Raw genomic sequence first — 26,024 nt, 5'->3', positions numbered from 1 at the left:
CCATTAGTGTTCATCCGGTACCCGGCCCTAAAGGGCCGGGCTATGATTACGAAGCCCGCTGCGCGGGCTGCTGGCCCTCAACCCTCGCCCCCGTTCCCGCCTGACAATGGTACGGTTGTTACCGCAGAGGGCGCGGAGAGCGCAGAGGGGAAGGAGTGCAAGGACGGACCGAACGGATGCGCATCGATGTGGTTGATGGCGTTATGATGCGCTGGTGTGCCCCCACCCCCTTGCCCCTCCCCCGCTGGGGGAGGGGTGATAGGGAGCGCAGCACGGGACTTTACGGCATCGCACAGCGTTCCCTGTCAAGAAGAGACACGAGCCATGAACCGCGGCAGGAGACCCCGCCCCGTATGTCATTGCGAGGGCGCGCAGCGCCCGAAGCAATCTCCCGCTGTAGCGCGAACAAACATTGTGGAATATTGTCCTCCCTTGGGGGAGATTGTTTCGCCGCGCAGTGGGCCGAGCGCTAATCGGCCCTTACCATACGGTTCGCAGTGACAAACTGGAGAGCGGAACCCTTTCACGTCCATGTCCTGCATTGGAGGAGCGGGGCAGAGGATGAAGATGAACCGGCGACTCCCCAAGCCCTCAACCGTATCAACACTCAGGCGTTCTATCCACCCCTCAACTGCACGGAGCGAGGGCGTGCCGCATCGCCGGACGGTTTTACGGTATCCCATCAGAGCAAGATGAAGGAGAGCCGAGCCGTGCGGCTTTACAGTTCATCTAACGATCCTCACAAGTACGGTGCGGTGATTGCGGACGAGGGAGAGCCGCACGGCCGTGCGGCTTTACTACCCCTTCAGAGCGGGGCTTTTTTGTTTTGCCGTCGAAGCTGACGACTCGCTACGTCGTCAGCATCCGGTTTCAAACCCCTTCAGAGCGGGGCTTTTTTGTTTTGGTTCGTGGACATTGCTGGAATTCTATCTGAAAAACGTGTTTCAAACCCCTTCAGAGCAGGGCTTTTTTGTTTTGGCTTGCAGCGGGCTGGCGAAGCAACGCCGGGGTCGCGGTTTCAAACCCCTTCAGAGCGGGGCTTTTTTGTTTTGTTCGACCGGCTTCAATCAGCCGGTCGAACGCGGTTTGGTTTCAAACCCCTTCAGAGCGGGGCTTTTTTGTTTTGTTCGACCGGCTTCAATCAGCCGGTCGAACGCGGTTTGGTTTCAAACCCCTTCAGAGCGGGGCTTTTTTGTTTTGGAGGAGCGTTTCCTCCGCCCGCCATGCGCCAGCAACCGGTTTCAAACCCCTTCAGAGCGGGGCTTTTTTGTTTTGCTACGAGGTCCGCTACCTCTCCGGCCTCAACCGAAAAGTTTCAAACCCCTTCAGAGCGGGGCTTTTTTGTTTTGGTGTATGCAGAGCCACAAGAGTGGCTCTGCATTGAAGTTTCAAACCCCTTCAGAGCGGGGCTTTTTTGTTTTGCAGGCGGCAAGCGAGGCGCAGCGTCGTCTTGATTCGGGTTTCAAACCCCTTCAGAGCGGGGCTTTTTTGTTTTGTGGTGGTGTGCGCGGGGGACTGTGAACCCCCGCCCACGTTTCAAACCCCTTCAGAGCGGGGCTTTTTTGTTTTGTGGTGGGGGACGGGAGGTGAGGAGCCTCCCGCTGGTGTGTTTCAAACCCCTTCAGAGCGGGGCTTTTTTGTTTTGGATCGGCCGCGATACGCTCTGGCTCGACCACGAATGTTTCAAACCCCTTCAGAGCGGGGCTTTTTTGTTTTGTTCATATTCTTTCCCCCCCCCTTCGGGGGGGTGCTGGCGTTTCAAACCCCTTCAGAGCGGGGCTTTTTTGTTTTGTGGCCGCCATCATTATGGCGGCCATGGTGGGGTTCGCGTTTCAAACCCCTTCAGAGCGGGGCTTTTTTGTTTTGAGCACCCAACATAAGAGCGCCCAAAGGGGCGCCAAAGGTTTCAAACCCCTTCAGAGCGGGGCTTTTTTGTTTTGGCGCGGGGGTCACCGGCGAGGCGTTCGGCGCTGAGCGGGTTTCAAACCCCTTCAGAGCGGGGCTTTTTTGTTTTGAGGAGGGTGCTGCCATGACAACAGCACCCAACGTAAGAGTTTCAAACCCCTTCAGAGCGGGGCTTTTTTGTTTTGACTATCATTACTATTTTTGGTTGTGGCCGCCATCATTGTTTCAAACCCCTTCAGAGCGGGGCTTTTTTGTTTTGTCCCCGATACGGGGGAGGGTGAGGGCAGTCACCTTGTGTTTCAAACCCCTTCAGAGCGGGGCTTTTTTGTTTTGAAAACAATCCGGCGCCCAAAGGGGCGCCAAAGGGTAAGTTTCAAACCCCTTCAGAGCGGGGCTTTTTTGTTTTGGGACCCGAACGCGACCTTCTACCTCCACTTGGAGGGGAGTTTCAAACCCCTTCAGAGCGGGGCTTTTTTGTTTTGCCGAAAAATCATCGCAACCCTCGCCCTGCTGGGCGGGGTTTCAAACCCCTTCAGAGCGGGGCTTTTTTGTTTTGCTTTAATACCCGCAAACAATGGGTTTGCAGGGTCTTATGTTTCAAACCCCTTCAGAGCGGGGCTTTTTTGTTTTGTTGTGGCTGCCATCATTATGATGGCAGCCACGATGGTGTTTCAAACCCCTTCAGAGCGGGGCTTTTTTGTTTTGCGGTTCGATCCGGCGAAGTCGGACACACCCTCTATGGACGTTTCAAACCCCTTCAGAGCGGGGCTTTTTTGTTTTGAAGAAAGGAGGAAGCCCATGAAGGAGTTCATGGGCTTGTTTCAAACCCCTTCAGAGCGGGGCTTTTTTGTTTTGCTGAGGAGAACCCGGCCACGCCCGGCGAGGACAGGGAGTTTCAAACCCCTTCAGAGCGGGGCTTTTTTGTTTTGTCAGCGGGGCAGGAGCGACAAGGAGGAGCCATCAGCGTTTCAAACCCCTTCAGAGCGGGGCTTTTTTGTTTTGGCGAAACTCCCCCGCCGGTTCGGTCAGACAGCCACGTTTCAAACCCCTTCAGAGCGGGGCTTTTTTGTTTTGCACCACACGCCGGTACTGGCGTTCACACCGATGAGTTGTTTCAAACCCCTTCAGAGCGGGGCTTTTTTGTTTTGGCGAGCGCCAACGTGATCGGCCGTGCTGGTAGGTGCGGTTTCAAACCCCTTCAGAGCGGGGCTTTTTTGTTTTGCGGGCGTTGTCCCACCGGCCTATGAGCCGGTGGAGATGTTTCAAACCCCTTCAGAGCGGGGCTTTTTTGTTTTGAGGAGGATGCCGCGGACAAGGCGATCCGGCAACTTATGCTGTTTCAAACCCCTTCAGAGCGGGGCTTTTTTGTTTTGAAAAACAATCCGGCGCCCAGAGGGGTGTCAAAGGGTAGTTTCAAACCCCTTCAGAGCGGGGCTTTTTTGTTTTGGGGTGATCGAATTGCTGCTTCCGAACGCGGATCTGTCGTTTCAAACCCCTTCAGAGCGGGGCTTTTTTGTTTTGATGCGGATCGACATGGCGCCACTCGCGGAGATCCTTGGCTAGTTTCAAACCCCTTCAGAGCGGGGCTTTTTTGTTTTGAGGTGCCCATGAACTCCTTCATGGGCTTCCCCGTCGTGTTTCAAACCCCTTCAGAGCGGGGCTTTTTTGTTTTGCCGACGGTGCCGCCGACGGCGACGGCGACGCCAACGGGTTTCAAACCCCTTCAGAGCGGGGCTTTTTTGTTTTGAGGGGCCGCAATGGGCGGCCCCACGTATATTATCTCGTTTCAAACCCCTTCAGAGCGGGGCTTTTTTGTTTTGGAGGCTAGTTGGTATAAGTGGCCAACTGCCCCTGCGTGTTTCAAACCCCTTCAGAGCGGGGCTTTTTTGTTTTGCCGACGGTGCCGCCGACGGCGACGGCGACGCCAACGGGTTTCAAACCCCTTCAGAGCGGGGCTTTTTTGTTTTGGCCTGTGCGGGGGACTGTGAACCCCCGCGTCCGCGTGTTTCAAACCCCTTCAGAGCGGGGCTTTTTTGTTTTGCCGCCTCGAGCCGGGCGACCGGTTGGAGTACGGGGAGGTTTCAAACCCCTTCAGAGCGGGGCTTTTTTGTTTTGTAACCATACCTCCTCCTTCCAATAACTGTTACCATCGTTTCAAACCCCTTCAGAGCGGGGCTTTTTTGTTTTGGGCGCCTACGAGCCGCAGCCGGAAGGGCTGCGGCTCGTGTTTCAAACCCCTTCAGAGCGGGGCTTTTTTGTTTTGTGATCGATCTCACCCTCCCCGCGCTGCCGTCGTCGTCGTTTCAAACCCCTTCAGAGCGGGGCTTTTTTGTTTTGACGGGGGGGCTGGGGGCGGCCACCCACCCCCCGAAGGGTTTCAAACCCCTTCAGAGCGGGGCTTTTTTGTTTTGATGCGGATCGACATGGCGCCACTCGCGGAGATCCTTGGCTAGTTTCAAACCCCTTCAGAGCGGGGCTTTTTTGTTTTGAGGTGCCCATGAACTCCTTCATGGGCTTCCCCGTCGTGTTTCAAACCCCTTCAGAGCGGGGCTTTTTTGTTTTGAGCTGCTCAAGCTCTGTGCCCTGCCCGCCAGCGCCTTGTTTCAAACCCCTTCAGAGCGGGGCTTTTTTGTTTTGTTCATGAGGCGCTGACCGCTCCAGCGTTGCCCGATCGTTTCAAACCCCTTCAGAGCGGGGCTTTTTTGTTTTGTCATGGGCTTCCCCGTCGTCGAAGACGACGGGGAATTGTTTCAAACCCCTTCAGAGCGGGGCTTTTTTGTTTTGGGAGGAACAATGGAGATCCTCATGACGGAACGGTTGTGTTTCAAACCCCTTCAGAGCGGGGCTTTTTTGTTTTGCCCGTGCCACCGAGTCTGCGTGGCCGATACTCCGTCGTTTCAAACCCCTTCAGAGCGGGGCTTTTTTGTTTTGGAAGAGTCGCGCGTCATCGTGCGATTCCCGTATCATGTTTCAAACCCCTTCAGAGCGGGGCTTTTTTGTTTTGACGCGGCATCTCCCCCAACGACCTGTTGCACCGTGACGTTTCAAACCCCTTCAGAGCGGGGCTTTTTTGTTTTGAGGAAGGAGGAGCCGATGACGTTCGGCATTGCAAACTGGTTTCAAACCCCTTCAGAGCGGGGCTTTTTTGTTTTGGCCGTCGCGCACCGGGGTGAGCGGTGGTTGGCTTGTTGGCGCGTTCGTTGCTAGCAACCAATGACCTCCATTGTTGTATGTCCTGCCCCTTGTTGATCGGTTGGTGTATCATGGTTGGAACATTTGCATTGTATCAGGTCATTGGTGGAAAGGCAAGAGCGATGGTGCGTTGGGCTGTGTATCTGGCTGAGACGCCGGTGGTGTTGCAGCGTTTGATCGCGGCGACGCAGCGGGTGCGTTGGCCGCATCGCGCTGACGCTGCCGCGCGAGTGGCGGCGCTGCGCGCGGCGTTGTGCCGTCCGGCAGCAGTGCGGGCCTGTTATTTTGCGTTGGCGCCTGAGGCGCAAGCGGCCGTGCAGGTGTTGCGCCGCCGCCGGGGGGTGCTGTCGCCGGCTGCCGCCGAGCAGTTGTTGGGGCCGATCCGGCCGTTGCGCCAGTTGCGCCGCGATCGCCGGCCTCGTTCGATTGGCGAGACGCTGCTGCTGCTTGGGTGGCTCTTGCCCCGCCCGGCGCGTCCGCGCCATCCCGCCGGTTGGGTGCTGGCCCCTGAGCTGCGCCGTTGGTTGCCGGAGCCGTTGCCGGAGGTCGCTGCGCCTTGCGCGTTGCCATCCGCTCATGTCCCAGCCGCGTTGGCGGCTGCATCTACGCTGCTGGCCGTCGCTGCTACCCAGCCGTTGCCGGTGCGCGCTAGCGGTTTGTTGGCCAGCGCGGCGTTGCGCCGGTTGCGCGCGGTGGCCTCGACATTTACCGATGATCTGTGGCAGTGGTTGGCGCCGTTGTTGGTTGATGTGGGTGCGTTGCGTCTCGCTGGCCAAACGTTGCGCCCCGGCCCGGCCTTGGCCCAGTTTGCCGGCGCTGCTGCCACCACGCAGCTCGCCTTGCTACGCGCCGCATGGGAACATCAACCACGGCCTGACCGGTGGTTGGTACGGTTGCGGTTGTCGATGCGCGGTCTCGATTGGCCGGCGCTGCGCCGCCGGTTGTTGCACTGGGGCGAGGCAATGGCAGCGCAGCAGCTCGCTGCTGATGCTGCGTTTGTGGCGTTGACGAAGGCGGTGGGGCCGTTGGTTGATGGTACGACCCATAGTTTGTGGCCTGTCCGCCGCGCGCCGTGGTTGCGCCGGGGCCAGCAGCAGGCGTGGCGGGCGGCGGTGGCCGGGCCGCTGGCGTGGCTGGGGGTGGTGGCGCCGTTTGCGCTGCCGCAACCGCAACCATGGCAGTATGATGAGCTGACCCGGCAGGTGATCATCCCAACGGCGACGCTGGCGGCTGACTTGCCGGCGTTGCAGCCGTGGGCCGCATTGGTGCGGGTGGATCAAACGATGGCGCGTTGGCAGATCACGCCGGCGACGATCCGGCGCGGCTTGGCTGCCGGGCACGATCCCGGCGCGTTGCGCGATCTCTGGCGGCAGCGGTTGGGAAGCGATCCGCCAGCATGGATGTTGCCGGCGGCTTCCCCGCCGGTGCAGATTGTGACCCGCGCACTGGCACTGTGCGCGACCCCAGCGACGTTGGCCGCTGCGGTGCGCTCTCCGGCGGTGCGCCGCGCGCTGGCGATGCAGGTCGCTCCCGGTGTGGCGCTGGTGGCGCCGGGGCGCGAGCGAGCGTTGGCGCGAGCGTTGGCGCGGGTTGGGGTGGCGGTTGTGGCGGAAGCGACGCGCGATCAGGTCGCATCACAACCCGCGGGAGAGCGCTGGCCCGCGATTGAGAGCAGGGATGGCGTTGCTGAGCGTGATGAAGCTGTACTGCTATCACAGTTCGCGGAAGTGGGTGACAATGAATTGCCGGCAACAGCATCGGTCGCCGTTGGCGAGCGGGTTGATCCGGTGCAACCATGCCAACCGCTGGCGGTGACGTTGCAAATGCTGCGCGCGGCGATCCGGCGCCGGCAGGCGGTGCAGTTGCGGTACCAACCGCCGCAGCAGCCGGCGCATGAACGGCTGGTGCAACCGATCCGGCTCGAGCAGCACGGCGATCGCTGGCTGCTCTATGCTTATTGCGCCATGCGGCGGACCGAACGCTGTTTTCGCGTCGATCGAATTATTGACCTGCGTTCGACGCTCTTGCCACCGGCCAACCATCGCCGGCAGCAGGGAGCGGCGCGGCCCAAGGGTCGCTTGGCGCTGCCGGCCGCTCCTCCTAACCGGATCGCCCGGGTGTGGCTGGAATGAGCGGTTAGACCATGTAGTGGGTTGGGTCAGTGGTGATCCGGCCAATCCCATGGATGACGGTGCGCTCGGCGGCTACGGCGTCGAGCCGGTAACAGCGCACGCTGTCTTGGGCCGGATCGATCAGTTTGCGCAGTTGGTCGCTGACGGCGCGAAATTCGCGCGCGTCGAGCATGGCCTCGAAGACGCTGTACTGTACACGCACGCCGTAGCCTTTGAGCAGCTTCATAACGCTGGCGCGCCGTTTGTCATCCACGATGTCGTAGCTAATGATGGTGAACATGCTCATCGCACCACTCCTTCGTACCGCGCTTGCTCGCCGCGAATGATGCGGGCCACCATCTGGGCTTGCAAGAGCACGACGCGCCGGAATGCGGTTTGGCTGCCGCCGGCCAGCCGCACTGGCGTTTGCATCAGCGCTTCGTAGCGGCTGACCACCAGTTTGCGGGCGGCGCCGTTGAGGTAGATGGCGTTGGGTTTGTCAGGGCCGGCGCGCTCGAATTGCTGGCGGGTGATGGCGTTGGTAGTAATGAGATCGAGCGCCATGCGATCGACGATCAGCGGGCGAAACTCTTCCATCAGATCGAGCGCTAACGAGGGCCGGCCGGCTTCGATGGCGTGAAAGACGCCGAGGTAGGGATCGAGGCCGGTGAATTGCACGGCGGTTAAGACGTCGTGCAACAAGAGGGTGTAGCCAAACGAGAGGAGGGCGTTGATCGGATCGGGCGGCGGGTAGAAGGCGCGGCCTTGGAAGCCCCAGCCTTGTTGGAAGGCGGCGCGCCACGCGCCGAAGTAGGCGGCGGCGGCAGCGCCTTCAAAGCCGCGGGCAGCGTCGAGGGTGGCGGCGCTGGCTAAGCCGCGGGCAGCAGCGTCGATCTGCGCGATCGCTGTGGCCGCGGCTGGCCAGCCGGTCGCGGCGAGTACGGCGCGTTGGGCGGCCAATTTGGCGGCCACGATGCCGCGCGCCAGTTCGAGCGCCCACGCCGGATCGACCACCAGTTGGCTTTGGCGCAGACGCAACGCGCCAAACCGCGAGGGGCCGGCGGTGAGGGTGGCGTAATGGCGGCTGCCGTGCTGGTTGGTCAGCATGACCGGTATCCCGCGTCCGAGCAGTTCGACTAAGAGTGCGGTCGAAATCTGCACGCCGCGCCCCATAAGGACGATCTGGTCGATCTTGTTAAGTGGAATTTCTTGCAGCACTTCACCGGCGCGGGTGATGATGATCTGGTTGTCGCGTTTGCGCACGGTGGCGCCTTGTTCTTGGACGTACAGCGTAGCCATAGCATTGCTCCTTGTTGAGGTTGTTTACCGCAGAGGGGGCGGAGAGTGTAAACGCGTGCGATGCTCCTTCTCCCCGCTCCCTTTCAAGGGGCGACAGAACATTTGATCCAGCACCCGGCCCTGAAGGGCCGGGCTAGGATTACGAAGCCCGCTGCGCGGGCTGCTGGCCCTCATCCCCTGCCCCTCTCCCGCGCTAGCGCGGGAGAGGGGAGTGTAAAGTTGAGCGAGGTTGGTTGGCGAAATAGCCGCACAGCGCCGCAAAAGACACAAATGTAACCATTTTTTGCGCCTTTTGCGTCTTTTTGTGGCTATTCATCGCCCTCCCTACTCCCCTTCTTCCGCAGCCGGCCCACCTGCTCACGCAAGCGCCGCTCGGCTTCGTGAAAGTCGGTGAGACCGTGAAACAGGCCTTGCCCGCGGCGCGGGGCCAGCGCCTGACCCAGAAACTCGATGCCGTCGGCGTAGGCGACGATCCGGGTTTTGGCCGGGTTGAGCTGGAGGCGCAAGGTAGCCAGTTGCCGTTCAACCAGCGCCAAGGTGCGTTCGGCTACGTCACGATCGGGGCACATGACGACGAAATCATCAACGAAGCGCACCATGCGCGCGCCGTGGGCAGTCATCGCGACATCGAACGGGTGGAGGTAGATGTTAGCCAGCAGCGGCGAGAGCGGGCCGCCTTGGGGCGTGCCGCGCTGCGCGCGCTTGGCTTTGGCGTGATGCACCAGCTCGCTGACGGCGACTGCGCCGGCGGCCAGCGCGCCGCCGAGCAGCAGCCGTTGCGGGCCGATCCGGCGCACGAGCGGGCCAAGCCGTTGGGCGACTTCGATGGCCGGTTGGGCAAGGCTGATGGCGGCGAAGAGACCGGTGGGCAGACCGGCGCGCGGCGCCACCGGCGGCATGCCGTAAGGGTCTGAATAGTTCACATCGGGCGGATTCGGGTCAGCCGGCGCGCTGATCGCCTCGTGGATCAGTTCGCCGCCGCGCCGGAGCGCGTTCAGCAGCGGGCTGGCCGGCGCCGGTTCGGCTAGCTCCGCTTCTTCGTGCAACGCTCCCACGGCCAGCCATTGGCCGATCAGGCGCAAGATGGCCGGTTCGTCGATCCGTTGGCGCAGCAGACCCAGTAAAATCCCGTGGTCGATCGAGTCGAAGTAGGCGCTGATGTCGCTATCAACCACCCAACTCAGGCCCTGTTCGGCGTAGCGCGCCACCCGCTCGACCGCTTCCGGCACGCCGACCGCTAGCCGGCAGCCATACGAGCAATCGAGGAAGAGCGGCTCGAAGAGCGGGGTCAAGACTTGTTGCACGGCGCGCTGGGCAATGCGATCGCGGATGGCCAAAATCGCGATCGCCCGCTCGCCGCCGTTGGCTTTGGGCAGCATCACCCGGCGCGGCGGCAACGGCCGGTAGCTGCCGTCGCGCAATTCTTCGGCCAACTGGGCCATCTGGGCCGGCCAATCGGCTTCAAAATCGCGCAGCGTGACCTGATCGATTCCAGCGCTGCGATCACGCCGGATTAACTGGATGTTGGAACGCACCCGCCGCCATGCGTTGGTCAGGTTTTCAACCGTGCAGACCTGTTCGATCAGCGACGGGCCGTGATAGCGGGGAAAGAGTGGCATAGTGAAACCTCCGGGTTGATGTGATAGAACCTTATCTCCCTGCCTCTGTTCACGCACTGCGGGCTGTTGCCCCCACCCCTTGCCCCTCGCTCACGCCAGTGGGAGCGGGGAGCGTTGCGTCGAGTGTTGAGGCATTGCCCAGCGATCACTGGTGGTCAGCACCTCGGATCCGGCACCCGGCCCTGAAGGGCCGGGCTACTCTTACGAAGCCCGCTGCGCGGGCTGTTGCCCCCACCCCTTGCCCCTCCCCCGCTGGGGGAGGGGTGATGGGGAGCGCAGCACTGGGATGTCAGGCATTGCCCAGCGATCACTGGTAGTCAGAACCTCGGATCCGGCACCCGGCCCTGAAGGGCCGGGCTACTCTTACGAAGCCCGCTGCGCGGGCTGTTGCCCCCACCCCTTGCCCCTCCCCCGCTGGGGGAGGGGTGATGGGGAGCGCAGCACTGGGATGTAGGGAAGAAAGCAACGTTTTGTGTTCTTTTGTGGCTATTTCCCTTACCGTTCGGCCAGTTGCCAATTGCCGAGCCGCGCCATCTGGTCGGCCACCAATTGCTCGTGGCGCAGCCGCAGTTCGAGCAATACCCGCTCGTGGTGTTCGCGCCGCTCGGCGGCAGCTTGGGCCCGCGCCAGCCGGCGGTCTTCGAGCTGTTGCTGCAATTCGACCAACGCCTGCAACTGTGCGCCGCGCCGCTCTTCGACCCCCAATGTCACTTCGCCAGCGATACGCTCACTCTCGTGCTGAGCGGCCAGCAGCCGGAGGGCCTGATCGGTGCGGTGGCTCTCGAGCAGTTGCTGTTGCAGCCGTTCCCACTCTTGCTGGAAGCGAGCCTGCTCGCTCTGCCACACCTGCTCTTCGTGAGCAATCTCGGCGACCTGCGCCCGAATCTGGGCATTGATCAGATCGAGTTGGGCGGCCAGCGTTGCCCGCTGCACTTCAGCATGCTGGGCCAAGAGCTGCTCGCGCGCCTCGGCGGCCCGCATCTGCATACGCAAGCGATGCTCGTGATCGAGCTCAACCGTCTGCGCAGCCAGCGCGTGCAGACGCGCCCGGTGGCGGGCCTCGGCGACCCGGCGCTCTTCGTCGATCTGGGCCGCGGCAATCGTCGCCGCCATCGCCGCCTCGGTGTGGCGCTCATCGCCTTGCCGGTCGAGCGTCTGCACGCCGATAATCTCGAGGCCGGCTAGGGTTGGATCGGCCTGCAACCGTGCGCAGACAAAGCGGGCCGCCTCATCAATCCCCTGCGCGCCGGTGAGTTCGGCGTGGCTGTGCTGCTCGATGAAGACGTGGGCCGCGGCGCGAGTCGCCGCGCTCACCGCTGCCAGTGGTTCGCGGTGCAGCGCGATCAGCAGCGGATCATGCACCGCTAGCTCGATCGCCAGCCAGAGCCGGATCGGCCACTTATCGGCGCTCCATCCTTCGATCGGGCCGATCTGCACTTGGCGGCGGCGAGCATCGACCCACTGCGCCAGCACTGGGCCGGGAGGCGCCCAAATCGTGTGGCTGCCGGCGGTGAAGGTGCGCGTCGCGCCGCCGGGCAGATAGATCACCGCCCACGTGCCGGGAGGCACCACTACCTGCGCCATGAGGCCCAATAGTTGGCGCGGTAATTGTTGCGGCGCGGTGGCCAAGCCGGTGGCAAAGTGCAATACCGGCAACGTCTGCGCCATCGTCTCAGCGGTGATCGCGCCGTTCACGACCGCCAAGCCATCATTGACCGCTTCTGCGACCACCTCGCGCACAGTGGTTGCAATCGTGGGTTCGCGCGTTTGCATACCTTGCCTCCTCTCGTGATGGATCGTGAACCAAACCATTCCCTCGCCACCTACTCCCTGTTCCCTACCTCCCCACCCCGGCCCGGCGCAACAACGCCTGCCGTCCACCCAACGCCTCCCACGCCAGCGCGTCAGCCAGCCGGTTGAGATCGCGCGGGATGCGTACCAGCTCGAACGCCGCTGGCGGAAACTGGTCGATCAGCTCGCGCGCGGTCTGGTAGAGTGGGCGGATCGGTTCGGCGCGCACCGCTGCCGCGCCGCGCAATTGCTCAACCAGCAACTGGCTATCGGTGAGACAGCGCACCCGCCGGTTGGGAAAGTCGCGCCGGATCAAGCGCAGGGCCGCGATCAGGGCCTGATACTCGGCCTCGTTGCTAGTACGGGCCGGCGCGCGCCCGGCATAGAACCGGATCACCGCGCCGCGCTCACTGCGCACCAACACGCCTAATCCAGCCATGCCGCGCGCCGGAAAGCCCGGCGTACCGTCGATTTGCACAATCAGCCATTCGGCTAGGCGAGCAGGCTGTATGCGAGGATGAGAAAGATCGCGCCGGCGATCAGGAAGGTCGTCGCCAGACAGCCGCGTAACAGGTGGCGCGGCGACAGGCGCGGCAACCGGATCGGGCGGGGTTTGAACGTCAGCGCAGCGATCGCCAAACCGATGCAACAGAGCACGCACGAAGCGAGACACCATACCATAACCTCCTCCTTCCCCAAGAACTTTGGATCAGCAGCGCCGGTGTGCGGCGGAAGATGCAAGGCGCTCTACCCTGAGCATACCGGAAAGTACTTTCACATATGTGAAAAATGACGAGCATTTTCGACGAGTTTTCACGCTCGCCCAACGGCATACCCCCTTGCCAACACGGCTGCACTCGCTGCTACAATGAAAGGTATGAGCGCACCCATCACGACCATAACCTCCTCCTTCCCCAAGAACTTTGGATCAGCAGCGCCGGTGTGCGGCGGAAGATGCAAGGCGCTCTACCCTGAGCATACCGGAAAGTACTTTCACATATGTGAAAAATGACGAGCATTTTCGACGAGTTTTCACGCTCGCCCGACGGCATGCCCCCTTGCCAACACGGCTGCACTCTCTGCTATAATGAAAGGTATGAGCGAACACATCACTCTTGCTGAAATTGCGCGGCTACCAACTGCCTACCATGTCGCGCATATCCGTATCGAACCGAATATCATCCTCGCCCCGATGGCCGGCGTAACCGACAGCATCTTCCGCCGGATGATTCTGCGCCTCGGCGGCTGCGGCTTGGTCAGCACCGAAATGACCAATGCGGCCAGTGTTAGCCCCAAGGCCTTGCGCCGCCACCGGCTGCTCGACTATTTGCCGGAAGAGCGCCCGCTGACGATGCAGATTTCGGGCAACGATCCCGATCTGGTCGCCAACGCGGCCCGCATCGTCGAGCATTTAGGCGCCGACATTATTGACATCAACTGTGGCTGTCCATCGCCCAAAGTGACCGGCGGCGGCCACGGTTCGGCGTTGCTGCGCGATCTGCCGAAGATGGAACGGCTGTTGCGCGCGGTGCGCGCGGCGGTGCAGATTCCGGTGACGCTGAAATTCCGCGCCGGGTGGGATGAGCAGAGTCTGAATTATATTGAAGCGGCGCAACGCGCCGAAGCCGCTGGCGTTTCGGCGCTGGCGCTACACCCACGCACCCGCGAGCAGGGGTACAAAGGGCAAGCCGACTGGTCGCGGGTTGCCGAAGTCAAACGCGCCGTCTCGATCCCGGTGATCGGGAGCGGTGATGTGACGACGGCGGTTGATGCGCTGATCCGGTTGCGCGACAGCGGCGCTGATGGGGTGATGATCGGGCGCGGCGCGATCGCTAATCCGTGGATCTTTCGCCAGATCGCCGATCTGCGTCGCGGGGTTGCGCCATTTGCGCCGGCGCCGGCTGACAAACGCAACTTATTGATCGAATACATGGATATCTGCGCCGAGGAGTTGCCGGAACGGCTCGCGCTGAACAAGATCAAGCAGTTGATCGGCCAATTCCATGTTGGCTTGCCCGGCAGCAACCACCTGCGCGTGGCGGTGCATACGGCTGCCAGCCTTGCCGCTGCCCGTGAGGCGATTGAGCGGTTTTTTGCGCCCTACCTCGAAACTGATGCCGCTGTGCCTGAAACAGCGATAGCGGCGGATTAATGCGCCGGCCCTCAGCTACGACGAGCATCGTTGCGGCTGAGGGCCTTGGCGTCAGAATAGCAACCTGCGATGCACGATGGGTATCTGTTTACGCTAGGCATTTGCGGCAGCGCCGATGAAGATGATCCGGCGCCAGAGGTGTTGAGCGCGCTGCTCGGCCAATTGCCGCCGGTGAAGCGGGCCGCGTTTCTCGGCCCGTTGCCTCCCGGCCAACCCGACGCGCTGCTAGCCGATATTGTGGCCGATATGCGCGATGCCGAGTTGATCGTGATCGTCACGCCGGCGACGGCGCCGCAACTGCCGGCCCGCCTCAACGATCTGCTGCGCGCCGCTTATGCCGCCGATCTGGCCGGACGCTACGCCGCGTTAGTCGCTGTCGGGCCGCACGCTGCCGCCGTGCTCAACGAATTGCGGGCCGCGGTTGCGACATGCGGTTTTATGATCGCCGGTGCGGTTGCACTGGCCGCTGACACGCCGTTGCCACACGCCGCCATCCAAGCGGCGTACCAGACAGCGCGTGCAACGCTAGCGCCGCATGCGCTCCCATAGGACGGGCAGAGCGCTGCTCTGCCCCATCGCACAGCGAAGCCAATCCCGTATGGGTAGAGCGCTGCTCTGCCCCATCGCACAACGAAGCCACTATGGTCACGCCTCGCATCCCAGCCCACAAAATCTGGATCGCCGACGAAGCCATCTACTATCTGTTAGCGCGTCCGGCGCTCACTCGCAGCTTTGATCACATTTGGTTCGCCCAATACGGCCCGCGCCCCGATCCGCAGCGTGGCCCGTACATCTTCTACTTGAACCATTCGGCATGGTGGGATGGGTACATGATGATGCTCATTCACCGCGCAATTATGCGGCGGGCATTTGATAGTTATCTCATGATGGAAGAGCGGCAACTGCGCGCGTACCGCTTCTTTACGTGGTGCGGCGCTTTCTCGATCGAGCGGCGCGATCCCGCCGAATCGCAGCGCGCACAGATCTATGCCGCGAACCTATTGCGCGAGCGGCGTGATCGGGCGCTCTACATCTTCCCGCAAGGCCGGATCGAAGCCAACGACTACCGCCCGCTGACCATCTACCCCGGCATTGCCCGCATCGCCGCGCTCGCCGGCGATGTCACCCTCTGCCCAATTGCACTGCGCTACGAATTCCTCGGCCAACAATGGCCGCATGCCTTTGTGCAGATCGGCCCGCCCCACCCGCCGGCCAGCCGCGACGATATTGAAGCGATCCGGGCCGATGTCGCCGCGCGGCTGACCGCGGCAGTTGACACCCTCCGCGCCGATGTAATCGAGCAACGGCTAGGCCGGTTCCAGCCGCTGCTCAGCGGACGGTGGGGGATTGACCGCACGTGGGATACGGTCAAGGGTTGGTTTCGGCGACGCGACGCAGACGGCGGGCCAGCCGCGGCAGCAGCCAATCGCCTGCGAGCACGAGCATAATCAAGCCGCCGATCAGGGCCGGCAACACTTGGCCGCGGGCAAGGTTAACGACCACAAACATCGTGAGGTTGGTTAAATACAACACCGGCGGCAGCCACGGCATAAAGTGCTGCGGCGTATGGCTGCGGTGCGCCGCTTGCCGGCGCAACGCCAGCAACACCCACGATAAGATCAAACTCGTCACCCACCACGCCACAAAGTTGGACGCCGGAATGCCATAGTAGAAACCGGTCTCATCACTCGTCCAAACCCAGTAGCGATTGATGTAGACGGCGAACGGCTCAATTGTTACGTCAAGCAGCAACGCAAACGACGCCGCGGTCAAGACGCGGGTCGGATGAAGCTGGCGATCGTCTACCGGACGGCCATCACGGTTGAGGATCCGCTCGGCGACACCAACCGCCGCCACAACAATCAACAGCCATGCAAAGGGAATAGCTAGCGGCACCACGCCGAAGATTTGCGGTTGCAGCACATCGGTGTACGAATAGCTTCCGAACGGGAAGCCGGTGGTTGCGCCAATGTGCTCAACCGCCCATGAAATAACCAGAATCAAGCCGGCTGCCAGCGCCCCCCACCAGCGATAGCGCACGGTCAGCCACACACCCATCAACGCACCTTGCAAAATCAGCAAGGCGCCACCCATCCATGTGCCCCACACCGGCACCCGATCTAGCGCGACTAAGACAATGGCGAAAGGGTAGATAAAGAGGTAGACGGCGAGCAGAAGAACAACGCTGCGACGTAACTGTGGCAACAAAGATTGATCAGAAAGCATAAGGTAATATATTCCTGACAGACGGGTCATACCATTCGGCAGCCCCTATAGTTGATTATAGATTCGCTTTCATGGCCTGTCAAAGCCCATCAACAACCTAACCAGATCATCACAATCGCCAGCAGCAAATTGACAAAACTGTTATGGCAACAACCGCAAACATGTGCTACACTATAATAGGACTAAAGTACTATTACCACCGGCGCCGCCTCTACAGCTCACATCTTGCAATGGCGCAGGATCAGCGACATGGGGGGTGACCAATGACACACACGCAAGCCAATGGCCATCCAGTGCGTATTCTCCTTGTAGAGGATGACAATAATATTGGGCGTATTATCGAATTTGCTATGCGGGGGCTTGGCATTCCCTACGAATTCGTGTCGGTGCTCAGCGCGGAAGAGGGACTCGAGCGCTGGAAAGAACAGCCGTTTGATTTGCTGATCACCGACTACAACCTACGCGGTATGAGTGGCGTGCGCTTGATCAATGAGCTGCATGCCCAAGGGTATTACCCGCCAACGTTGATCGTCACCGCCTATGACTCGGCTGAGGTACGGAATGCAGCCGCTGAAGCGGCGGTCGATGGCTATATGACCAAGCCCTTCTTCATCGACGAATTGATCGAGCGGATTAAGCAACTGCTCCCCTCGGCCCACATCGTCCACGAGCGCGCGATCAACGGGTATTGAGCCAATTCATTGCAGGCACCATGCAAGCAGCGTTAAACAGGCGTGCGGCAGGGGCCTGCCGCACGCTGTATTTTAGCCAGCCACGTTAATCTAACACTGCCGGCGTGCGATGCAACGGCAGCAACCCGGCGGCGGCCTGTTCTGGCGACGGCAACGCCGATTCAGCCGGTTTGTCGGAAGCGGCCAACAGCAACGCTCCCCGTGCGTGCAGGTCCTGCCCCAGCCGGAACAGCTCGCTGCTGAGGGCCAGCCGGCCATCAGCCATGCGCGCTGCGGTTGTCACCAATTCGGTGCGGCGGAACTGCGTAAACGGCGTCGGATCACCAGCTTCGATCCGTTCGATCAATTGCTTGCGCAGCGCCTGCAACTCAACCGGCACCTGTTGCGCGGCAATCAACAATTCGAGCAGCGTCGGTGACAAGCCGGCAGCTAATTGCACTTCAATCGCCGGCAAATCAAACACCTCGACCGTCGCAAACAAGGCCAGCGCCACCGTGTAGTCTTGATTGTCGAGGGTCAGCCGGTGCCATTCCCGCCGGCACAATTCGGCATAATTCCGGCGAAACAAGCTGCGATCAAACTGGTCGCCCAACAACTCAGTGGCGACCATCAAGGCCGCCTCGGCCCGCGCATCGTCAATCGCGCCATCTGACCGCCCGCGCGGGCCGAGAAGGGTTTTGTCAATATCGATCAGGACGGCGGTTTGGGTCCAATCCACCCCCCGCGCCACCAGTTCCGCCGCCCATTGCTGCACCAAGGCCCAGCGGGTCGCCGTCGCAACTGCATCGTCCCACTCAAGGGTAGCCGGCGCTACCGGACGGTCAACGCCGATGAAGCCATACGCGGTGATCTCGCCCAAACTTTGCAAATGGACGGTCAAAAGCCGATCATTCTCGGTATCGCCGATCACGGCCACGGTCGTGAGCGGCGGGCCGTTGCGCAACGCCTGCGCCGCGCGGGCCAGCGCCAGAATCACCCGCGCGTATGCCACATCACGCTTGCGCGGCGTCACATTGGCCGGCAGGCCCAACACCGTGCGCAACGTAGCCAAACCGGGCAAAGCGGGGTCGCACGGCTGCAAATCGCGATAGATCACATAATCGCCGGTGAGATCGGCAATCGTTGCCCACCCATTCATAACCACCCCTGCGCATGCATCAGTTCGGCATTCAGAATCGACGCGCCGGCCGCACCCCGGATCGTATTGTGGCTGAGAGCAATCAGCTTGATATCAAACAGCGAACAGGGGCGGATGCGGCCAACGACTGTGGCCATGCCCCGGCCAGCGTCGCGATCGCGGCGCGGTTGCGGACGATCGGGTTCATCACGCACAATGATCGGCTGTTCAGGCGCAGTGGGCAAGCGCAGCTCTTGGGGCAAGCCGCGGAATTGGCGCAAGACGGCTGTCACTTCATCGGGCGTCGCCTTTTGTTCGAGTTCGATCGACAGGCAGACCAGATGGCCTTCGAGCACCGGCACCCGATTGCAGTGCGCTGAAGTGGCAAAACTCGCCGGCACAATCGTATCATCGCGCAACTGGCCGAGCATCTTTTGCGGTTCAATTTCGAGCTTTGGCTCCTCGCCACCGATAAACGGGATGACATTATCGACAATATCGTAGCTCGGCACACCCGGATAGCCCGCGCCGGAGAGGGCCTGCATACTGACCAGCAGCATACGGCGCACGCCGAAGGTATCGAGCAGCGGACGCAGCACCATCGTCGCCGGGGTTGAGGTGCAGTTGGGGTTGGTCACAATCGCACCCGACCAGCCGCGCCGGCGCCGCTGCACCGGAATGAGGTGCAGATGGTCGGGGTTGACTTCAGGGATCACGAGCGGCACATCGGGTTCCATCCGGTGGTTGGAAGCGTTGGAACAGACAATATGGCCGGCGGCGGCCAACCGCTGTTCAATCGGCCCAGCGACATTGCTGGGCAAGGCCGAGAAGACCAATTGCGCCGGCAGATCAGCATCGGCATCGAGCACCGTCAGATCGGCCACCGCTGCCGGCATTGGCGTATCGAGCACCCACCGGCAAACCTCGCGATACTTCTTGCCAGCGCTGCGCTCGCTACCGGTCAGCGCCACCACCTCAAAGAGCGGATGCCCTTCGAGCAATTGAATAAAGCGCTGGCCCACCGCGCCGGTGGCGCCCAGCACTGCAACCGGGATCGTAGCCATCCGAGACCTCCTGTCACTAGAACTCAATCGCCTTCATTATACTCAAAGACGAACGGTTGCATAAACAACTACTAATGGTTATTATTCGACTACGTTTGTTGTGAAAAAAGCCGGTAAAAGAGTAGCATTTCGACCCATGATGGTGTATAATCTCTGTGAGATCTGAAACATTATTCAGCTCCACCTCACTATTTGCGCTCCTCCCACGACGCAGGAGTCGTCATTTCTTCCCTAAGCAACGGTGATCACTGTTGATCACACAGGAAGGAGCAGCACTATGATCGACCCGCACGTCCAACGATTGTTAGAGCACGTGCTCGATACACCAACCAAGCTGCATTTGCTCCTCATGTTTCATGAAAACCCGCGCAGTGAGCTATCAGCAGCCGCGATCGCCGAGCGGCTCTTCCGCGATATTTGGAGCGTGCAACAGGCCCTCGATGAACTGGCCGCATCCGGGTTTTTATCCGTAACCAACACGATGGGCGGCCAACCGATCTACCGCTATACACCGCCACCCGAATGGCACGAAGCGATCCGGCGTTTGGTGCGCAGCTATAACGATCCACTCGAACGCGACCTGATCCAACGCACTATTCGCGATCTCGCCGCCTTAGCCTCGTTCCGGCGCAGCGAATTGGAACGGTTCGAGTTTGCCTGACGTTCCCGTGCGGCGACAAGGCCGTTCCGGCGCGGGGGACACCCGCGCCGTTGCTATGCTAACACAGATCTAACACAGCCTGTCTTGACGCTAGCGACAACGCTCTCTACAATCGAAAACAGACCCATGTGGCGGCAGACACTGCGGCGCGAGGCAGGTGTATGAAGGACTATTATCAGGTGCTTGGCGTAAGCCGTTCGGCCAGCGATGACGAGATCAAGCAAGCGTACCGGCGGTTGGCGCGCAAGTACCATCCCGATGTGAATCGAGGCGATCCGCAGGCCGAAGCCCGGTTTAAAGAGATTAACGAAGCCTATCAGGTGCTGTCCGATAAAGAGCAGCGCGCCAAGTATGATCGGTTCGGCAGCGATTTTCGTCGCTATGAGCAAGCCGGCTATGGCGGGTTTGATTACGGTAACGCTACCGATGTGGCCGATCTGTTTGAAACCCTCTTCGGCGCTCGTCGTACACCCGGCGGCGGGTTCAACGTCAGCCTTGACGGCCAAGATGTCGAGCAGAACGTCGAGCTGACGCTCGAAGAGGCCTACCACGGCACGCAACGCTCGTTGCAGTTTTCCAACCCTAACGGCACCCCGCGTACTATTACCGTCAAAATCCCTCCCGGCATCGATACCGGCAAGCGGGTGCGCGTTCCCGGCGAAGGCGCCCCCGGCCTGAACGGCGGTCGCCGCGGCGACTTGTATCTCGTGGTCACGGTCAAGCCGCATCCCCGCTTCGAGCGCAAAGGCAACGATCTGTACACCACCGCGCCAGTGAGTATGTACACGTTACTGCTGGGTGGGCAAATCCAGCTTCCGTTGCTCTCAGGCAAAACCCTGAAGCTGGCCATCCCCCCCCAAACGCAGAATGGCCGGGTGTTTCGCATCGCCGAACAGGGTATGCCGCTGATGGGCAGCCCGCGGTACGGCGACTTGTATGTCACGGTGAGCGCCGTGTTGCCAACTAATCTTTCCCCCCAAGCCCGCCAGTTGATCGAAGAGTTGCAGCGGCTCACGGGAAACCCGGCGGAAGAGAAATGACCCGGCTCGCTGGCATATTTGGTACTTTCGCACAAAACCGCTTGACACGCTTGCCTAAAGTGCGGTATAGTATTTGGTAATAATCCACGATAACAGTGCTGTTTAGCCGTACCGGGCGGTACAGTGGTCACACTCAATGATCGAGTGTGGCGCTTTCCTGTATCTTCCATCTTTATCATTTATCAATCAAACCGGATTGGCTTTGTTGCCAAGATGTGATCGCCGTAATCGCGCGGCGGTATCACTATCTCTACCGTAAATTGCAAACGCGAGAGCGCGCTCGCCCTTCTCTCATCGCCGAGGAGCAGCGAGCGCGCTTTTGTCTGTTTTTGTACTTGGCATCCGTCTACTTAGTGAAGAGCAAGGAACGAGCGATGTACCTTCCTGCGCGAGACCCAGCCCGACTTTACGATCCGCGCTTTGAGCATGATGCCTGCGGCATCGGTTTCGTGGCCCGCGTTAATGGTCGGGAGAGTCACGATATTCTTGAGCTGGCCCTGACTGCATTGAGCCGCCTTGAACATCGCGGCGCAGTGGCTGATGATGCGCGCACCGGTGATGGCGCTGGGGTGCTGACTCAATTGCCGCGCCGGCTCTTACGCCGTGAGCTGGCCGCCACCGGCATCGACGTCGCTGAGACCGATCTCGCGCTTGGCATGCTCTTCTTGCCCGCTGATCCCGCCCAGTGCGCCGCTGCATGCGCGCTGATCGAGCAGGCGCTGGCCGAACATCAGTTGCCGTTGCTGCGCTGGCGCGAGGTGCCGGTCGATCCCGACGTGCTCGGCGAGCGCGCGCGCAAGGCGATGCCGGCGATCCGGCAGGTGATCGTTGGCCGCCCGCAAGGGCTGGATGATCGCGCCTTCGAGCGCACGATCTTTCTCGCCCGCAAGGCGATGGAGCAGTCGTTCCGCCGCGCCGGTCTGCCGGCCTATATCCCCTCCTTCTCGTCGCGTACGGTCGTCTACAAGGGATTGTTGCTCGGCTCCCATCTGGCCGATTTCTACCTCGACCTGCGTGATCCCGATTTCACTACCGCACTGGCCGTTTATCACCAGCGTTACAGCACCAATACCTTCCCGACGTGGGATCGTGCCCAGCCCTTCCGCATGCTCTCGCACAACGGCGAGATCAATACCCTGCAAGGCAATGTAAACTGGATGCGTGCCCGCGAGCAGGCGATTACGTTGCCCGCCGATTTCTTGCCCAGCGGCGCGCCGCCGATGAGCGAACTGCTGCCGGTGATTGACGAGAGCGGTTCTGACTCGGCCATGCTCGACAATACGCTGGAGCTGCTGGTGATGGCCGGGCGCGATATTCGCCATGCGACGGCGATGCTGGTGCCGGAAGCATGGGAAAAGGTGCAGGATATTGATCCCACTCTGCGCGCCTTCTACCAGTACCATGCGTGTTTGATCGAGCCGTGGGACGGCCCGGCGGCGCTGGCTTTCTCGGATGGCGTGATCGTCGGTACGTCGCTCGATCGCAACGGCTTGCGCCCGGCGCGCTATATCGTGACCGATGACGGCTTGGTCGTATCGGGGTCGGAAGTCGGCGCGGTGCCGATCGCCGAAACGCGGATTGTCTGTAAAGGCAAGCTCGGCCCCGGCCAGATGCTGGCTGTCGATACCGCCGCCGGGAAGATTTACACTGATAGCGAGGTCAAGTCGCTGCTGGCGGCGCGCCAACCCTACACCGAATGGCTGAACGAGCATTTGTGTTATCTCCCCGCCGAATTGCCCCCTGTCGCCACCGCTGAACCGGAAGACCTGCAACCGTTGCAGATGGCGTTTGGCTATACCTCCGAAGAGCTGAACGTGATCCTCAAGCCCATGGGAATGACCGGCCACGAACCGGTCGGCTCGATGGGTGACGATACGCCGATCCCGCCGCTCTCGCAGTGGGAATTGGGCCGGCCACTGTTCCACTTCTTCAAGCAGCGCTTCGCCGAAGTGACCAATCCGCCGATTGACCCGCTGCGCGAAGAGCTGGTGATGTCGCTCAGCGTCGGCGTTGGCCGCCGCCGCTCGATCTTGCTCGAGACGCCCGAGCACGCCCACCTGCTGCAACTGACGTCGCCAATTCTGACCGATGCCCAGTTGCAGGCGATTCGGGCCCAAACCGATCCGCTGCTGCGTTCGGAGACGATCAGCCTGCTCTTCCCGGCCCGCCAGATTACGACCGAGAGTCTGCTCAAGGCGCTCGACCGGATCGGTGACGAGGCGGCGCAGGCGGTGCGCGATGGGGCGGCGATCGTGATCTTGAGCGATCGCGGGGTTGATGCCGATCACGCTGCATTGCCCATCTTGCTCGCTACTGGCGCCGTTCACCATCACCTGATCCGCACCGGCCTACGCTCGCGGGTGAGCTTGCTGGTCGAGACGGGTGAAGCGCGGGAAGTGCATCATATTGCCGCCTTGATCGGCTATGGCGCCGAGGCGATTAACCCCTATCTGGCACTGGCCAGCGTGCGCCGGATTGCGGTCGAGCGCGAGGCGGTGCGCCAGCGCGCCGAGCATAGCCTCGACCACGAGCAGAGCGATGCGCGCACCCATACGCTGGCGCTGGAAGCCGAAGAGCACTTTATCCACGCGCTCGAAAAGGGCCTGTTGAAGATTATGTCAAAGATGGGCATCTCGACCCTCGACAGCTACTGCGGCGCGCAGATCTTCGAGGCGGTCGGGTTGGCCCACGAGGTGATCGAGCGCTGCTTTACCGGGACGCCGTCACGGGTCGGCGGCATTTCGTTCAATCGCATTGCCCGCGATCTAGCCGCCCGCCATGCCCGCGCCTTCCAGACCGGGAGGGTGACGTTGCCGCACCCCGGCTTTTACAAGTTTAAGAAGGATGGCGAATACCACGCCTTCAGTCCAGCGGTTGTGCATGCCCTCCACAAGGCGGTGCGCAACCCGCACGCGCTGAATGGCGACAGCACCGGGCCGGAGCTGAGCAGCGAGGGTTATGCTACCTACCGCGCTTATGCCGAACTGGTTAACAACCGGCCACCAGTCGAGCCGCGCGATCTGCTGGAGTTTGTGCCGGCTGGCCCGCCCGTACCGCTGGATGAGGTAGAGCCGATCGAGTCGATTGTGAAGCGGTTTTCGACTGCGGCGATGAGCCACGGCTCGACCAGCTCGGAAGCGCACGAGACGCTGTCGATCGCGATGAACCGGCTGGGTGGCATGGCCAACAGCGGCGAAGGTGGCGAAGCGCCGGAGCGCTACCACGACGAGCGCAATTCGCGGATCAAGCAGGTGGCGTCGGGCCGGTTTGGCGTCACGCCGGCCTACCTCGCCAGCGCCAGCGAGTTGCAGATCAAGATGGCGCAAGGGGCCAAGCCCGGTGAAGGTGGCCAGTTGCCCGGCCATAAGGTCAACGAAGAGATCGCGCGCATCCGCCATACCGTGCCCGGCGTCGCGCTGATTAGCCCGCCGCCGCACCACGACATCTATAGCATTGAGGACTTGGCCCAGTTGATCTATGACCTCAAGCAGGTGAATCCGAACGCGCGCGTGTCGGTCAAGTTGGTGGCGACCGCCGGCGTCGGTACGGTAGCCGCTGGCGTGGCCAAAGGCTATGCCGACACCATCTTGATTAGCGGCCATTCCGGCGGCACCGGTGCTTCGCCGCTCAGCAGCATTAAGAACGCCGGCATCCCGTGGGAACTTGGCTTGGCGGAAACGCAGCAGACGCTGATCCTCAACGGGTTGCGCGAGCGGGTGCGGCTGCGCGCCGACGGCGGTCTCAAGACAGGGCGCGATGTAGTGATGGCGGCCTTGCTCGGCGCAGACGAGTTCTCGTTCGGCACCGCCGCACTGGTGGCCGAGGGTTGTATTATGGCCCGCGCCTGCCACAACAACACTTGTCCGGTCGGAATTGCCACCCAGCGCGGCGATCTGCGGGCCAAGTTCCCCGGCAAGCCGGAGATGGTGATGGCGTTCTTCCGCTACTTGGCCCAAGAGGTGCGCGAAATTCTCGCCAGCCTCGGCCTGCGTTCGATTGATGAAGCGGTTGGGCGCACCGATTTGCTGCGCCAGCGCCACACCGGGGTTGAAACCGCCGATCTGCTCGATATGACGCCGGTGTTGGGTGCGGCCAGCTTGATCGGGCGCGGCCCGATCCGCCATGGTGGCAAGCCCAATGCGCTGCCGCCGGAAGAGAGCCTCAATGACCGGATCATGCGCGATGCAGCCAGCGCGCTCGAAGCCAGCGGCCCAGTACGCTTGCAGTACCAGATCAACAACTGCGACCGTTCGGTCGGCGCACGCTTGGCCGGCGCGATCGGCCATCTGTACGGCGACAAAGGCTTGCCGCCCAACACGATTACGATCACGTTCCACGGCCACGCCGGCCAAAGCTTCGGCGTCTTCAATGCGCCGGGGGTAACGCTGCGTCTGATTGGCGACGCGAACGATTACGTCGGCAAGGGCATGGCCGGCGGGTTGATCACCATCGCCCCGCCGCCCGACGCGCAATACGTCTGGCACGAGAATGTGATCGCCGGCAACACGTTGCTGTACGGCGCCACCGGCGGCGAACTGTACGCGGCGGGACGGGTCGGCGAACGCTTTGCGGTGCGCAATTCCGGCGCAACGGCAGTGGTGGAAGGGATCGGCGATCACGGCTGCGAATACATGACCGGCGGCACAGTGGTGGTGCTCGGTCCGACCGGACGCAACTTCGGCGCTGGCATGACCGGCGGCGTGGCCTATGTGCTCGACGAACACGGCACGTTTGCCCAACGCTACAACCCGCAGTTGGTTGAACTGCGCCCGCTCAGTGATCGCGATGAGATGCGGTTGCGCGACCTCATTCGCCGTCACGTCGAGCTGACCAAGAGCCCGCGCGGCAGCGAGATTCTGGCCCGCTGGGATCGTTATCGCAATCTGTTCCTCACCGTGCGGCCCCGCGACGCAGTGGCCCAACTCGAAGCCGCCGCTGAAGGCACCGAAGAGCCAGCCAAAGCGCACGCTGCGTAACCGGCGTACAGCACTGGCAGACGGGACAGCAACTCTGTCCCGTCTGTCAGCTTTTTATCAGCTTGCAGACTAGCCGGGTCGTGGTAAGATAAGGCGCTGCATCATAACAGCAGCGGGTAACGATCACCTTGCCCGATACAACCGTATCATCGTTTCGTGATTAGCAACGGAGAAGAGCC

Annotated in this window: 17 protein-coding genes and 1 CRISPR repeat array; of the genes, 8 read left to right on the top strand and 9 right to left on the bottom strand. The window is 61.5% G+C overall.

From position 1 onward, the window contains the following. Window positions 1–792: 792 nt before the first annotated feature. Window positions 793–5,058: a CRISPR direct-repeat array (repeat unit 37 nt; unit sequence GTTTCAAACCCCTTCAGAGCGGGGCTTTTTTGTTTTG). A gap of 161 nt (window positions 5,059–5,219) precedes the next feature. Next, window positions 5,220–7,229 carry a helix-turn-helix transcriptional regulator gene (locus tag A6A03_RS14675; RefSeq protein ID WP_066789789.1) on the top strand — a complete coding sequence of 670 codons (2,010 nt, stop codon included), beginning with the start codon at window positions 5,220–5,222 and terminating at the stop codon, window positions 7,227–7,229. A gap of 4 nt (window positions 7,230–7,233) precedes the next feature. On the opposite strand, the gene cas2 is transcribed toward A6A03_RS14675, so the two are convergent. The 6 genes from cas2 to A6A03_RS20910 all read right to left on the bottom strand — a co-directional run bounded on the left by cas2 (window position 7,234) and on the right by A6A03_RS20910 (window position 12,598). Then, a complete protein-coding gene (cas2, locus tag A6A03_RS14670) occupies window positions 7,234–7,515 on the bottom strand; it encodes a CRISPR-associated endonuclease Cas2 (RefSeq protein ID WP_082908980.1) in 282 nt (93 codons plus the stop codon). Next, on the bottom strand, window positions 7,512–8,507 hold the full coding sequence (gene cas1, locus A6A03_RS14665; protein ID WP_066789787.1) for a CRISPR-associated endonuclease Cas1: 996 nt from the start codon (window positions 8,505–8,507) through the stop codon (window positions 7,512–7,514). Before cas1 ends, cas2 begins: the two co-directional genes overlap by 4 nt. 308 nt (window positions 8,508–8,815) lie before the next feature. Continuing rightward, window positions 8,816–10,126, bottom strand: coding sequence for a reverse transcriptase domain-containing protein (locus tag A6A03_RS14660; RefSeq protein WP_066789785.1), 1,311 nt, complete (start codon window positions 10,124–10,126; stop codon window positions 8,816–8,818). Window positions 10,127–10,621: 495 nt separating this feature from the next. Further along, window positions 10,622–11,899, bottom strand: coding sequence for an SPFH domain-containing protein (locus tag A6A03_RS14655; RefSeq protein ID WP_066789783.1), 1,278 nt, complete (start codon window positions 11,897–11,899; stop codon window positions 10,622–10,624). 64 nt (window positions 11,900–11,963) lie between these two features. Continuing rightward, the gene (locus A6A03_RS14650) at window positions 11,964–12,395 is read right to left on the bottom strand and encodes a ribonuclease HI family protein (protein ID WP_245669004.1); all 432 of its coding nucleotides are present in this window, start codon (window positions 12,393–12,395) and stop codon (window positions 11,964–11,966) included. 14 nt (window positions 12,396–12,409) lie between these two features. Further along, the gene (locus A6A03_RS20910; protein WP_245669003.1) at window positions 12,410–12,598 is read right to left on the bottom strand and encodes a hypothetical protein; all 189 of its coding nucleotides are present in this window, start codon (window positions 12,596–12,598) and stop codon (window positions 12,410–12,412) included. A 415-nt stretch (window positions 12,599–13,013) separates the two neighbouring features. Between A6A03_RS20910 and dusB the strand changes: the two genes are divergently transcribed. The 3 genes from dusB (at window position 13,014) to A6A03_RS14635 (ending at window position 15,517) form a co-directional block, all read left to right on the top strand. Next, on the top strand, window positions 13,014–14,069 hold the full coding sequence (gene dusB / locus A6A03_RS14645; protein ID WP_066789781.1) for a tRNA dihydrouridine synthase DusB: 1,056 nt from the start codon (window positions 13,014–13,016) through the stop codon (window positions 14,067–14,069). A gap of 69 nt (window positions 14,070–14,138) precedes the next feature. Then, the gene (locus A6A03_RS14640; protein ID WP_066789780.1) at window positions 14,139–14,618 is read left to right on the top strand and encodes an NAD(P)H-dependent oxidoreductase; all 480 of its coding nucleotides are present in this window, start codon (window positions 14,139–14,141) and stop codon (window positions 14,616–14,618) included. 92 nt (window positions 14,619–14,710) lie between these two features. Beyond that, window positions 14,711–15,517, top strand: coding sequence for a lysophospholipid acyltransferase family protein (locus tag A6A03_RS14635; RefSeq protein WP_066789779.1), 807 nt, complete (start codon window positions 14,711–14,713; stop codon window positions 15,515–15,517). Here A6A03_RS14635 and A6A03_RS14630 read toward each other — a convergent pair. After that, window positions 15,438–16,295: a carotenoid biosynthesis protein gene (locus A6A03_RS14630; RefSeq protein ID WP_066789778.1), complete on the bottom strand. Its 858-nt coding sequence runs from the start codon at window positions 16,293–16,295 to the stop codon at window positions 15,438–15,440. The two genes, A6A03_RS14635 and A6A03_RS14630, sit on opposite strands and share 80 nt — an antisense overlap. Before the next feature lie 263 nt (window positions 16,296–16,558). Between A6A03_RS14630 and A6A03_RS14625 the strand changes: the two genes are divergently transcribed. Next, window positions 16,559–16,987 carry a response regulator gene (locus A6A03_RS14625; protein WP_066789776.1) on the top strand — a complete coding sequence of 143 codons (429 nt, stop codon included), beginning with the start codon at window positions 16,559–16,561 and terminating at the stop codon, window positions 16,985–16,987. Window positions 16,988–17,072: 85 nt separating this feature from the next. Here the strand turns inward: A6A03_RS14625 and A6A03_RS14620 are convergent, their stop codons facing one another. Together A6A03_RS14620 and asd are read right to left on the bottom strand one after the other, a co-directional pair. Next, the gene (locus A6A03_RS14620) at window positions 17,073–18,125 is read right to left on the bottom strand and encodes a hypothetical protein (RefSeq protein WP_066789774.1); all 1,053 of its coding nucleotides are present in this window, start codon (window positions 18,123–18,125) and stop codon (window positions 17,073–17,075) included. Continuing rightward, window positions 18,122–19,168: an aspartate-semialdehyde dehydrogenase gene (asd, locus tag A6A03_RS14615; RefSeq protein WP_066789773.1), complete on the bottom strand. Its 1,047-nt coding sequence runs from the start codon at window positions 19,166–19,168 to the stop codon at window positions 18,122–18,124. Before asd ends, A6A03_RS14620 begins: the two co-directional genes overlap by 4 nt. 277 nt (window positions 19,169–19,445) lie before the next feature. On the opposite strand from asd, the gene A6A03_RS14610 reads away from it, so the two are divergent. The 3 genes from A6A03_RS14610 (at window position 19,446) to gltB (ending at window position 25,845) form a co-directional block, all read left to right on the top strand. Further along, window positions 19,446–19,829 (top strand): hypothetical protein, encoded by a 384-nt coding sequence (locus A6A03_RS14610; RefSeq protein WP_066789772.1) that lies wholly within the window; start codon window positions 19,446–19,448, stop codon window positions 19,827–19,829. Between the two features lie 161 nt (window positions 19,830–19,990). Then, the gene (locus A6A03_RS14605) at window positions 19,991–20,869 is read left to right on the top strand and encodes a DnaJ C-terminal domain-containing protein (protein WP_066789770.1); all 879 of its coding nucleotides are present in this window, start codon (window positions 19,991–19,993) and stop codon (window positions 20,867–20,869) included. Window positions 20,870–21,243: 374 nt separating this feature from the next. Then, entirely contained in the window at window positions 21,244–25,845 is a 4,602-nt protein-coding gene (gltB, locus tag A6A03_RS14600) for a glutamate synthase large subunit (protein ID WP_066789764.1), read from the top strand. Window positions 25,846–26,024: the final 179 nt, after the last annotated feature.

The organism is Chloroflexus islandicus, from assembly GCF_001650695.1.
GTDB lineage: Bacteria > Chloroflexota > Chloroflexia > Chloroflexales > Chloroflexaceae > Chloroflexus > Chloroflexus islandicus.
The sequence above is the reverse complement of the archived record's forward strand: the minus strand, read 5'-3'. Positions and strand labels throughout refer to the sequence as shown.